Below are 11133 nucleotides of genomic sequence, written 5' to 3' on the forward strand. Positions count from 1 at the left end.
GATCGTGGAAGCGCACCCCCCGGCCCCCGACTTCTCGAGGGGCGGTGGGCCCCTGGCGGCCGATGGCCGGTGAGCGATGGAGCAAGGAGTGCCGCCGATGCATGATGCGATCCCCCTGCGGACGGGCGTCGAGACCTCCGACGGCGGAGGTTCGGCCGCCCTCGCGGTCCGCCGTGCGGCGGACCGGTTCACCCGGTTCGTCGACGCCGTGACGGCAGGCACCGTCGAGGCGCCGTTGCCGGGCGGTGGCCGGACCTCCGCCCGGTTCGATGTGCTGTCCGCGGTGGCGGAGGACGACCTGTGCGCCGCCCGGCTGGCGGAGGGCCACCTCGACGCCGTGGCGATCCTGGCCGAGCTGGACGGCGATCCGGTGGCACCCGGCCAGTACTGGGGGGTGTGGGCCGCCGAACCGCCGGGCTCCGGGCTGACCGCGACCCGCGGCCCGGACGGCTGGGTGCTCAACGGTCTCAAGCAGTACTGCTCCGGAGCCCACAGCTGCACCCACGCCCTGGTCACCGCCACGGCGGAGGACGGCCGGCGGCTCTTCGCCGTCCGTACCGGCATCCCCGAAGACGAGGCGGGCACGGGATGCGCGCCGGTCCCCGGCACCTGGCGGGCCATCGGCATGGCCGGCAGCGACAGCCCCGACATCCGCTTCACCGACGTCCCGGCCACCCCGGTCGGCGGGGTGGAGGCCTACGTCCGCCGCCCCGGCTTCCACCACGGCGGGGTCGGCGTGGCCGCGTGCTGGTACGGCGGGGCGCAGGCGGTGGCCCGCGTGCTGTTCACCCGGGCGGAGCAGCGCGCCGACCCGTTCACCGATGCCCACGCCGGCGCGGTGGACCTGCGGCTGTACACGGCCGGTACGGTGCTGCGCCGGGCGGCCGAGGAGATCGACCTCGACCCGCTCGACAAGGCGGGGACGGCCGGGCTGCGTGCGCTGCGGGTGCGGGCCCTGGTGGCGGAGGTGTGCTCCGAGGTCCTGGACCACGTGGGCCGGGCGACCGGCGCGGGGCCGCTGTGCCATGACGAGCGGCACGCCCGGGCCGTGACCGACCTGGGCGTCTACGTGCGCCAGCACCACGCGGAACGGGACCTGGCGGCTCTGGGCGGGCTGGTCGCACGCGGACCGCAGGAGAGCCGATGAGCACGGTGGAGGGCCGGAGCCCCGAGGGCCACGCGGATGCGATCCAGGCCCCGGGTACCGACGAGGCGCTCTGGCGTGCGTGGCACGGCTGGGACCGGCTCCCGGACTACGCGCTGCCGGAGGAGGGGCGGGTGGTGGTGGTCGCCGCCCATCCCGACGACGAGGTGCTGGGCGTGGGCGGCACCATCGCCCGGCTGGTGGCGGCCGGTCTCGCCGTGACTGTGGTGTCGGTCACCGACGGCGAGGGCTCCCACCCGGACTCGCTCGTCCTCTCCCCCGCCGAGCTCGCCGAGCTGCGGGCCCGGGAGCTGGAGGAGGCGCTGGCCGAGCTGGGTGCGGCCGGGGCCGAGATCGTACGGCTGAGACTGCCGGACACGGGCGTGGGCGATCACGAGGACGTACTCGCCCGCGAACTGACCGCCCTGCTGCCCGGTGCGGCACTCTGCCTGGCGCCGTGGACCGAGGACGTGCACAGCGACCACGAGGCGGCCGGCCGCGCCGCCCTGGCCGCCGCCCGGGCGACGGCCGTGCCGTGCGCGCTGTATCCGGTCTGGATGTGGCACTGGGCCGAACCCGGCGACAGCAGGGTCCCGTGGGAGCGGGCCGCCCGGATCGTCCTGCCGTCGGCGGCGCAGGTCCTCAAGCGGGCCGCCGTCAGCCGGTTCGCCACGCAGATCCGGCCGCTCGGCCCCGCGCCGCAGGACGCGGCCGTACTGCCTCCGGAGGAGCTGACGCACCATCTGCGCGGCTGGGAGGTGGTCTTCGTATGAGCCGCCCGCGCACACCGGCCACGTACTTCGACGCCATGTACGGCTCCGCGGAGGACCCCTGGAGCCTGACCGAGCGGTGGTACGAGCGCCGCAAGTACGACCTGACCGTCGCGGCCCTGCCGCTGCCGCGCTACCGCCGGGCGTTCGAACCCGGCTGCTCCGTCGGGGAACTCACCCGCCGGCTGGCGGACCGCTGCGACACCGTGCTCGCCTGCGACCGGGTGGAGTCCGCCGTCGGGACCGCACGGCGGCGCACCGCTGCTCTCCCCAACGTGTCGGTGCACCGCATGCTGCTGCCCGAGGAGTGGCCCGAGGGCTCCTTCGACCTGATCGTCCTCTCCGAACTCCTCTACTACCTGGACGAGATGACGCTCGACTCGGTGCTGGAGAGGACGGTGTCGTCCCTGGAGCCGGAAGGCACCCTGGTCACCGTCCACTGGAACCATCCGGTGGAGGAGCATCTGACCACCGGCGCCGGGATCGCGCGACGCGTCGCCGACCTGCCGGGCCTCGTCCTGCTCGCCGACCACCGTGAGGAGGACTTCGTCCTCCAGGTCCACAGGCGGACCACCGCGAACGGCGAACGGCCCGCCGGGGTCGCAGCCCGCGAGGGACTGGTGTGAGCGCCGGGAGTGTCGCCGTGGTCGTCCCCGCCCACGACGAGGAGGCGTTGCTGCCGGCGGCGCTCACCGCGATCGGCAGGGCGGCCCGCCATCCCGCTCTCGCCGCGACGCGGGTCCTGACCGTCGTGGTGGCGGACGGCTGCCGGGACCGTACGTCGGCGGTGGCCCGCGACGCCGGAGCGCTCGTGGTCGACGCCGCCTTCCGCAACCCGGGCCGGGCCAGGGCCGCAGGCGTCCGCCACGCCCTGGCCCGGGCCGAATCCACCGCGCCCGTCACCTGGATCGCGACGACCGACGCGGACAGCGTGGTCCCGCCCAACTGGCTGGCCCACCAGCTGGCCAGGGCCCGCGAAGGCTGGCAAGCGGTGGTCGGGACCGTCGTCCTGCCGTCCACCTCACCGCTGGCCACGCCCCACCGGATCCGTTACGAGGCCACCCGGCCACCCGCCGGAACCCCCTGGGCGCACCCGCACGTCCACGGCGCCAACCTCGGGGTCGCCACCGCCGCCTACCGGGATGTCGGCGGCTTCCCCTCCCTGGCCACCGGCGAGGACCACGCCCTGGTCGAGGCCCTCGAACGCCGGGGCCACCGGGTGTTGCGCAGCGCCCACTGTCCCGTCCTGACCTCGCCCCGCCTCCAGGCACGCGCCCACGGTGGCTTCGGCGACTATCTGGCTGCGATGCCCCGCCCCGCTGAGGCGTGAGGGGCGGGTCGGCAAGGGTGACCGGCCCCTCAGGCCTCCGGGCTACTTCTTGATCCCGTGCTCCGCCGCCCAGTCGTACGCGACGTCCTCGGGGTCCTTCCTGTCCTTGTCCACCAGACGGTTGAGCTCGGTGAGGTCCTCGGTGGTCAGCACGCTGCCGAGGCGGGCGAGCGCCTTGCGGACCGTCGAGTCGGCCTTGCGGTCGGCGATGAGCGGGACGACGTGCTGGCCGGGGATGAGGTTCTTGGGGTCGGTGAGCACGACCCAGCCCTCGGCGGTGATGTCGGTGTCGGTGGTGAAGAGGTTGGCCACGTCCACGTCCCCCTTCTTGAGAGCGCCCTTGACCAGCGGTCCTGAGGAGTCGAGGGACTTGAACTCCTTGAACTCCACCCCGTACACGTCCTTGAGGCCCACCGAGCCCACCGTGCGCTTCTTGACCTCGGGGGCCGCGCCGATGATGAGCTTGCCGTTGTGCTTCGCGAGGTCGGCCAGGGACTTCAGGCCGTACTTCTCGGCGGTCTCCTGGGTGACGGCGAAGGCGTCGGCGTTCTCGGCTTCGCCGTACGGGAGGATCTGGAGGCCGCGTGGCAGCGCGATGGCGAGGGCGTTCTGCATGGTGCCCTCCTCCGTGGCCTCGGCCTTCGCGTCGAGGTAGTGCAGCAGCGCGCCCTGGTACTCGGGCAGCAGGTCGATGTCTCCGCCCTTGAGCGCGGGGATGAGGATCTCGCGGGTGCCCAGGTTGGGGCGGACCTTGGTCGTCACCCCGGCCGCTTCGAGGGCGGCCGCGTAGAGGTACCCGAGGACCTGGTTCTCGGTGAAGTTGGCGGTGCCGATGGTGACGCCGCCCTCACTGGAGCCGCCGCCCCCGCCGCCGGATCCCTCTCCGTCGAGGGAGGTGATGCCGCTGCTGCACGAGGCGAGGGCGGGGACGGTGGCGGCGGCGAAGAGTCCGCCGAGGAGAGTTCTGCGGTTCATGGGGCGTACTCCTAGGCCGTCGTGGAGGGGCGGTGGCGGAAAAGGACGCGCTGGAGGGCGGAGAGCGCGAGATCGAGGACGACGGCGACGACGGCCACGAGCACGGCGCCGCCGAGCACCTGCACGAGGTCGCGCTGGGCGAGCCCGTCGAAGACGTACCGGCCGAGTCCGCCGAAGGAGACGTACGCGGCGATCGTGGCGGTCGCGACGACCTGGATGAGCGCGAGCCGCAGCCCGGTCATGATCAGCGGCAGGGCGAGGGGCAGCTCGACCTGGAGGAGCACCTGGTGCGGGCGCATGCCCTGGCCGCGCGCCGCGTCCCGTACCTCGGGGTCGACCGCCGTCATCCCGGCGTACGTGTTGGTGACGATGGAGGGCACGGCGAGGGCTACCAGGGCGATGTAGACGGGCCACATGGACAGGCCGCTGACGAGGAAGACCAGCACGACGAGCCCGACCGTGGGCAGGGCCCGCCCGAAGCTCGACAGGTTGATGGCGATGAACGCGCCGCGCCCGGTGTGCCCGATCAGCAGGCCGACGGGCAGGGCGATGGCGGCGGCGATGAGGGTGGCGAGCAGCGAGTACTGGAGGTGCTCGGCGAGGCGGTGCCCGATGCCGTCGGAACCCGCCCACTGTTCGCTGCCGGTGAGCCAGGCGCCGAGGCCCTTGAGGAGTTCGTACATGAGGTCAGGCCCCCTGCTTCTGCCGGCGGGTCCACGGCGTCAGGACGTACTGGAGGGTGACGAGCAGGGCGTCCGCGACGAGTGCGAGGAGCAGGGTCAGGACGACGCCGACGATGACGGGCGTGGGGAAGTTGCGCTGGAACCCGTCGGTGAACAGCTGCCCGAGTCCGCCGTCGCCGATGTACGTGGCCACGGAGACCAGGGAGATCGCCATGACCGTCGCGATCCGCACGCCCGCCATGATGACGGGGAGGGCGAGGGGCAGTTCGACGGTGAGCAGGGTGCGCAGCGGCCGGGTGCCCATGGCCTTCGCGGCTTCCTTCGTCTTCGCGGGGACGGAGTCGAGGCCCTCGACGGTGTTCCGCAGGAGCACGACGAGCGTGTAGATCGTCAGACCGATGACGGTGGTGGTGCGGGTGAGTCCGCTGACCGGCAGGAGGAGCACGAAGACGGCGATGGACGGGATGGTGAACAGGACGTTCGACAGCCCGAGGAGCAGTCCGCGCAGCCTGCGTACCCGGTGGGCCACGACGGCGAGGGGGAGCGAGACGAGCAGGCCGAGGAGTACGGCGGTGAGGGCGGCCTGCAGGTGGGAGAGGGTCAGGGCGGTGAGGTCGTCGGTGTGGTCGGCTATCCACGACCAGTCGACGCTCACGCGGCCACCGTGCTTGCCTCGCTGTGCACGTGTCCGGCGCGGTCGTGGATGTCCTCGCGGGAGGTGACGCCGGTGAGGACGCCGTCCGCGTCTACCCGGGCGACCAGGCCGCTCGGCGCGGCGATGGACTCGTTGAGCGCCGAGAGGAGCGAGTCGGTGTCCCGCAGCGGCCGGACCGGTATCTCCGTGCCGCTCTCCCCGTCGCGCCAGACCAGCGGTTTACGGGCGGGGTCGAGGGTCAGCTGCCAGCGGGCGCCCTTGGGGGCCGGCCCCTTGGCGACCCCGGCGAGCGTCGTCAGGGACAGCAGCTTCAGACCGCGCTCCGCGCCCAGGAAGTCGGCCACGAACGTGTCGGCGGGGCGGGCCAGGAGTTCGGCGGGCGCGGCGCACTGGACGAGATGACCGCCGGTCCGGAAAACGGCTATGCGGTCACCGAGCCGTACGGCCTCGTCGATGTCGTGGGTGACGAAGACGATGGTCTTGTTCAGCTCTCTCTGGAGTCGCAGCAGTTCGTCCTGGAGCTGGGTGCGGACCACGGGGTCGACGGCGCCGAACGGCTCGTCCATGAGGAGGACCGGCGGGTCGGCGGCCAGTGCGCGGGCCACGCCGACGCGCTGCTGCTGGCCGCCGGAGAGCTGGTGCGGGTAGCGCTTGCCGGTGTCGGCGGAGAGGCCGACCGTCTCCAGGAGCTCCGCCGCCCGTGCCCGGGCCTTCCTGCGGCCCCAGCCGAGCAGCAGCGGTACGGTCGCGATGTTGTCCACGACGGTGCGGTGCGGGAAGAGCCCGGACTGCTGGATGACGTAGCCGATGGAGCGGCGCAGTTCGGCGGCGTCCTGCTCCAGGACGTCCTTGCCGCCCACCCTGATCGTCCCCGAGGTCGGATCGACCATCCGGTTGATCATGCGGAGCGTCGTCGTCTTACCGCAACCGGAAGATCCGACGAGGACGGTCACGCCCCCTTCCGGCATCTCAAGGGTGAGGTCGTGCACCGCGGTTGTGCCGTTCGGGAAGCGCTTGTGGACCGTATCGAACTGGATCATGAGGAGTCCCTTGCCCGGCTGCATATCATCATGCAGAGTTCTCGGTGCCTGAATGGATTGTCAAGAGGCTGTCGCCGCGCAGGCGTAAATCCCTGGCAACAAAGGGCCGCAAGGCAAGACGGAGCGCCCGATGGAGGATGAATTGCCACCTATGTCGTCTCATATTGCGGACGGAGTGGCCCATGACCACGGCGCGGTCATCGTCCTCGACGGCCGCCGACTCATGGTCCCAGATGTCGTACGCATGGCCGAATCCCTCGCCCGGCCCGTTCCGGCGACCGAGGGCATGAAGCGCGTGGAGGACTCCTGGAACGCCGCGCGGGAAATCGCTTCATGGGGCCGCGTCTACGGCCGCTCCACCGGCGTGGGCGCCAACCGGAATGAGTCCGTACCCACCGAGGCGGCCGCCGATCACGGGCTGCGGCTGCTGCGCAGCCACGCCGGAGCCATCGGCGAGGAGCTTCCCGCGCGCGAGGTCCGCGCCATGCTGGCCGTCCGCGCCAACCAACTCCTCGCCGGGGGTGCCGGACTGCGCCCGACCGTCGTCACCGCCCTCTGCGAAGCCCTGGAGACGGGCGCCTACCCTCAGGTCAACGAGTTCGGCTCGGTCGGCACCGGCGACATCGCCGCGCTCGCGCAGATGGGCCTCGCGCTGGCGGGGGAACACCCCTGGCAGGGAAAGGGAACCGCGCCCGAGCCGCAGCCGCTCGACAACAACGACGCCCTGGCCCTGATCAGCAGCAACGCCCTGACCCTCGGCCAGTCCGCGCTCGCCCTGCACGAACTGCGCGGCCTGATCGCGGCCACGCAGGTGGTGGCGGCGCTGTCCCTGATGGCGATCGACGGTTCGTACGAGGCGTACGCGCTGCCCGTGCACGAGGCGCGGCCCCACGCCGGCTCGAAGGCGGTCGCGGAACAGATGCGGCGGCTGCTCGGCGCCCCCGACCGCCCCACCCCACCCCTCGGGCGGATCCAGGACCCGTACGGCTTCCGCTGCGTCCCGCAGATCCACGGGCCCGCCCACGACGCGGCGAACGCGCTCGAAGAGGTCCTCGCGGTCGAGATCAACGCGGCCGCCGAGAACCCGCTGATCTCGGCCGACGACATGGCGGCCTACCACCACGGCGGCTTCTACCTGGCCCAACTCGCCCTGGCCCTTGACCACTTCAGGCTGTCGGTGACGCAGGTGGCCCGCCTGTCGACCTCCCGCCTCTCGACGCTGAACGAACCGGGCTTCACCCGTCTGCGGCCCTTCCTCGCGGACGGCGAGCCGGCGTCGTCGGGAGTGATGATCCTGGAGTACGCGGCCGGGGCGGCCCTCGGCGACCTGCGGGCCTTCTCCGCGCCCGCCTCCCTCGGCCACGCGGTGCTCTCCCGGGGCGTGGAGGAACAGGCCAGCTTCGCGTCCCTGGGGGCGCGGCAGACCCTTCGGGCGTGTGCGGCGTACCGGCTCGTCGTGGGCTGCGAACTCGTCGCCGCCGTCAGGGCGTTGCGCCAGCGCGACCTGCGGCTCGACCCCGGACTGCCGGTCGGCCGCGCCTTCCGGCTGGCGGACTCGGTCCTCGACGCGGAGCTGGCCGACCGGCCGCTGACGGACGACGTGACGGCGGCGGCGGGACTGCTCGACCGGTTCACCGAGCTGTGGTCCCCGGAATGATCGAGGGCCGGTTTCGGATTGCTCCGAAACCGGCCCTGACCTGCGACTGTCTCCAGTCGGGACGACAGGATTTGAACCTGCGACCCCTTGACCCCCAGTCAAGTGCGCTACCAAGCTGCGCCACGTCCCGATGCGATTCCGCCCGGTTTCCCGGGGCGGCCGCGCAGGACAAACATTACCTCACTCCGAGGACCGGATCGACGTCCGTGCCTTCTGCGCGCGGCCCGCCAGCCCCTCGGCTCCGCAGGCCATGGCCTGCTTCTGGGCCCGGGCCAGCTCGCGGTGCGAGCCGATCGCGATGCCGTAGTCGACGCGGGCGAGGGCGTGCTCGTAGGCGGAGGAGGACCTCTCCAGGTGACGGACGGCGTCGGCGAGGAGCTGCTCCGCCTCCTCGGGCGGGGCGAAGATCGCGACGCAGCGCAGGGCTTCGCCGATGGCGGTGTCCGTGCCGAACCGTTCGGCGTGCACCCGGGCGCGGGCCGCGAGGTGGGCCGCACGGGCCGGGTCGTCCTCGGCCAGGGCGCGGGCGAGGTCGCCGGCCCAGGGTGCCCAGATGCCGTTGAACCGTTCGCGCGGCTCCAGGGCGGCACCCGCCGCTTCGAGTTCGGCGATCGCTTCCTCCTTACGGCCTTCGGCCAGCAGCAGGCGGCCCAGGATGCACGGGCCGTCCGGCAGCACCATGGCGCTGGGGTAGGGCGGTCCGAAGTGGTAGCGGTCGGCGATCTTGCGGGCCTCGGCGGTACGTCCCCGGGCCAGCAGCGTGTCGATGAGCAGGCACGCGGCGTCCCAGTGGACGGGCAGGCCGGAGCCGACACGGTCGGCGAGCCGGAGTCCCTCGCGCAGGAAGCCCTCGGCCTCCGCGAGACGGCCGCGACGGCGGTGGACCATGCCGAGCAGGGTGTGCGCGAACGCCAGGTGGGCCCCGCTCCAGCCGGAGATCTCGAAGGCCCGCACCGCTTCTCCGAAGAGGCTCTCGGCCCGGTCCAGCTGGTCGGTGAAGGTGTAGGTGATGCCGACCATCGTGGGCAGTTCGAAGCCCCACTCGGAGTCGGTCCAGCCAAGGCCGCGGGCGGGGCTGCCGTCGATCAGGGCGCGTTCGCAGAGGTCCACGATGAGCTGGGCGTTCTCGCCGCGCAGCATGGCGTCGAAGGCCCGCAGGGTGAGCAGCGCCCGCTCGGAGTTGTCGCGGCCCTTGAGGTGGTCGGCGTTGCGGGTGAGACGGCGGGAACGGGCCGGGCCGTCGTCCTCGGTGGCCTGCATGCCCTCCCACATGAAGTGCGCGGCCTGCAGCCGCATCAGGCCGGGGCCCGGTGCCGTACGGGCCGCCTCGGCGGCCAGCGAGAGCGCCGCGTCCTTCAACTGGTTGTTGTGGGCGAGCGCGGCCGCGAGCCGGAACGTCGCGTCGACCCGCAGGCCGTCGTCGAGGCCCGGCATGTCGAGGGCCGCCCGCAAGTGCTGCACGGTGGTGGGCGGGGAGCTGAGCAGGGTGGCGCAGCCGAGCTCGTACAGCAGGACCGCGCGGTCCTTCGGGCGGGGCGGCTCCTCCAGGGCACGTTCCAGACAGCGCCTGGCCGCTTCCGGGGCGCCGACCGCGAGGTGCTGGCCCGCGGCTTCGCGGAGCTGGGCGACAAGCTCCTGGTCATCGTCCGGGTGGACCTCCAGCAGGTGCCGGGAGGCCGCGGCGGCACCGAGCCCGGCTCGGGTGATGGCCCAGGCGGCGCGTCCGTGCATCGCGGTGCGGGTGGCCGGCGGGATCGAGCGGTAGACGGCGGTCGCGATCAGCGGGTGCACGAACTCCAGCGGGTCGAAACCGCTGACGATACGGGCGTCGCGCAGCCGTGCCGTGCAGTCGGCGGCCTCCGCCGAACTCATCCCGGCGAGGGTGGCGGCCAGCTCCTGGGAGATGTCGGTGCCGAGCACGGCGGCGGCCCAGGCGAACCGGTTGGCGTTGGTGCCGAGCCGCTCCAGACGGGCGACGAGCCCGCTGCCCCGGGCGGAGGCACCGAGCTCCCGCAGCTGCCCGGCCGACTCCTCGACCGGGGCCAGCTCCTGGTCCTGGACCTTGGCGACCAGCTCGACGGCCTCGTACGGGTTCCCGCCGGTGACGGCCCAGACCTCACGGCAGAACGGGTCGTCGGCGTGTTCGCCGAGCGCCGCGCGGGCCAGTTCGGCGGTGGCGTCCGGGGTCAGCGCGCGCAGGGCGACCCGGGTGACCGCGCTCTGGCCGTCGGAGCCGCGTTCGGCCTCGCGGTCGGCGACGTAGCTCGCGTTGCGCTCGGCCATCTCCTGCGGCCGGTACGCCTGGACGACGAGCAGCGGCAGTTCGCCGAGGCGGGCGGTGAACGAGGAGAGCCAGGTCAGGGATTCGCCGTCCGCCCAGTGGGCGTCGTCGACCAGCAGCAGTAACGGCCGGTGGCTGAGGCGCGAAGCGAGCCGGGAGACGACATAGTCCAGGCCGTCCCGGACACCTTGCGGGTCGGGCTGCGGACCGCTGGGCTCGGCGAGTCCGAGCGCCGGCGCCGTGGTGTCGTACCAGTCGTCGAACAGGGCCCGCTTCTCGTCGGGCGGGAACTGGTCGAGGGCGGGCTGCAGCAACTGCCGTACGACGTGGAACGGTACGGAGGTGACGGTCTCGCCGCCCCGGGCGGACCAGATCGTGCAGCGGTCGGCGGCCATCGCCCGGATCTCGGCGAGCAGGGCGGTCTTCCCGAGCCCCGCCTCCCCGCTGAAGACCAGGAGCCCGCCGACGGCCTGCGCTCCGCACAGATCGTCCACCGCCTTAGGGCCTGTCTTCAAAGGGTCATATCCAGATCAGGAGTGACGCGATGGTGAGTGCTGCTTCGTAGGATTCGCGGGTTTTGTCGTATCGGGTGGCTATG

General features: G+C 72.7%; 10 protein-coding genes and 1 tRNA gene. 5 read left to right on the forward strand and 6 right to left on the reverse strand.

The features are described 5' to 3' along the window. The first annotated feature begins 97 nt into the window (after nucleotides 1-97). The 4 genes from IF17_RS0130705 to IF17_RS0130720 are packed head-to-tail and all read left to right on the forward strand — an operon-like array spanning nucleotide 98 to nucleotide 3244. Nucleotides 98-1147, forward strand: coding sequence for an acyl-CoA dehydrogenase family protein (locus IF17_RS0130705; protein ID WP_030572966.1), 1050 nt, complete (start codon nucleotides 98-100; stop codon nucleotides 1145-1147). After that, entirely contained in the window at nucleotides 1144-1917 is a 774-nt protein-coding gene (locus IF17_RS0130710) for a PIG-L deacetylase family protein (protein WP_030572968.1), read from the forward strand. Before IF17_RS0130705 ends, IF17_RS0130710 begins: the two co-directional genes overlap by 4 nt. Further along, nucleotides 1914-2540: a class I SAM-dependent methyltransferase gene (locus IF17_RS0130715; RefSeq protein ID WP_030572970.1), complete on the forward strand. Its 627-nt coding sequence runs from the start codon at nucleotides 1914-1916 to the stop codon at nucleotides 2538-2540. The genes IF17_RS0130710 and IF17_RS0130715 overlap by 4 nt, the downstream gene beginning before the upstream one ends. Continuing rightward, nucleotides 2537-3244 (forward strand): glycosyltransferase family 2 protein, encoded by a 708-nt coding sequence (locus IF17_RS0130720; RefSeq protein WP_030572973.1) that lies wholly within the window; start codon nucleotides 2537-2539, stop codon nucleotides 3242-3244. The genes IF17_RS0130715 and IF17_RS0130720 overlap by 4 nt, the downstream gene beginning before the upstream one ends. Before the next feature lie 42 nt (nucleotides 3245-3286). On the opposite strand, the gene IF17_RS0130725 is transcribed toward IF17_RS0130720, so the two are convergent. The 4 genes from IF17_RS0130725 to IF17_RS0130740 are packed head-to-tail and all read right to left on the reverse strand — an operon-like array spanning nucleotide 3287 to nucleotide 6597. Next, nucleotides 3287-4219: an ABC transporter substrate-binding protein gene (locus tag IF17_RS0130725; protein ID WP_030572975.1), complete on the reverse strand. Its 933-nt coding sequence runs from the start codon at nucleotides 4217-4219 to the stop codon at nucleotides 3287-3289. Nucleotides 4220-4230: 11 nt separating this feature from the next. Continuing rightward, the gene (locus IF17_RS0130730) at nucleotides 4231-4902 is read right to left on the reverse strand and encodes an ABC transporter permease (protein WP_030572979.1); all 672 of its coding nucleotides are present in this window, start codon (nucleotides 4900-4902) and stop codon (nucleotides 4231-4233) included. A gap of 4 nt (nucleotides 4903-4906) precedes the next feature. After that, entirely contained in the window at nucleotides 4907-5557 is a 651-nt protein-coding gene (locus tag IF17_RS0130735; protein ID WP_030572982.1) for an ABC transporter permease, read from the reverse strand. Beyond that, on the reverse strand, nucleotides 5554-6597 hold the full coding sequence (locus tag IF17_RS0130740) for an ABC transporter ATP-binding protein (protein ID WP_237667239.1): 1044 nt from the start codon (nucleotides 6595-6597) through the stop codon (nucleotides 5554-5556). The genes IF17_RS0130735 and IF17_RS0130740 overlap by 4 nt, the downstream gene beginning before the upstream one ends. A 151-nt stretch (nucleotides 6598-6748) precedes the next feature. Here IF17_RS0130740 and IF17_RS0130745 point away from each other — a divergent pair, with 151 nt between their 5' ends. Beyond that, complete coding sequence (locus IF17_RS0130745) at nucleotides 6749-8254, forward strand: aromatic amino acid ammonia-lyase (protein ID WP_030572986.1); 1506 nt, start codon at nucleotides 6749-6751, stop codon at nucleotides 8252-8254. A 56-nt stretch (nucleotides 8255-8310) separates the two neighbouring features. Here the strand turns inward: IF17_RS0130745 and IF17_RS0130750 are convergent. Beyond that, a tRNA-Pro gene (locus tag IF17_RS0130750) sits at nucleotides 8311-8384 on the reverse strand. Between the two features lie 50 nt (nucleotides 8385-8434). After that, nucleotides 8435-11050 (reverse strand): ATP-binding protein, encoded by a 2616-nt coding sequence (locus tag IF17_RS0130755; RefSeq protein ID WP_030572991.1) that lies wholly within the window; start codon nucleotides 11048-11050, stop codon nucleotides 8435-8437. Nucleotides 11051-11133 lie beyond the last annotated feature (83 nt).

Source organism: Streptomyces cyaneofuscatus, from assembly GCF_000718135.1.
GTDB classification, from domain to species: domain Bacteria; phylum Actinomycetota; class Actinomycetes; order Streptomycetales; family Streptomycetaceae; genus Streptomyces; species Streptomyces cyaneofuscatus.

Coding starts and splice junctions, on each gene's coding strand:
- IF17_RS0130725 (WP_030572975.1), bottom strand. CDS start 4,219: ATGAACCGCAGAACTCTCCTCGGCGGACTCTTCGCCGCCGCCACCGTC.
- IF17_RS0130745 (WP_030572986.1), top strand. CDS start 6,749: ATGTCGTCTCATATTGCGGACGGAGTGGCCCATGACCACGGCGCGGTC.
- IF17_RS0130740 (WP_237667239.1), bottom strand. CDS start 6,597: ATGATCCAGTTCGATACGGTCCACAAGCGCTTCCCGAACGGCACAACC.
- IF17_RS0130705 (WP_030572966.1), top strand. CDS start 98: ATGCATGATGCGATCCCCCTGCGGACGGGCGTCGAGACCTCCGACGGC.
- IF17_RS0130715 (WP_030572970.1), top strand. CDS start 1,914: ATGAGCCGCCCGCGCACACCGGCCACGTACTTCGACGCCATGTACGGC.
- IF17_RS0130710 (WP_030572968.1), top strand. CDS start 1,144: ATGAGCACGGTGGAGGGCCGGAGCCCCGAGGGCCACGCGGATGCGATC.
- IF17_RS0130730 (WP_030572979.1), bottom strand. CDS start 4,902: ATGTACGAACTCCTCAAGGGCCTCGGCGCCTGGCTCACCGGCAGCGAA.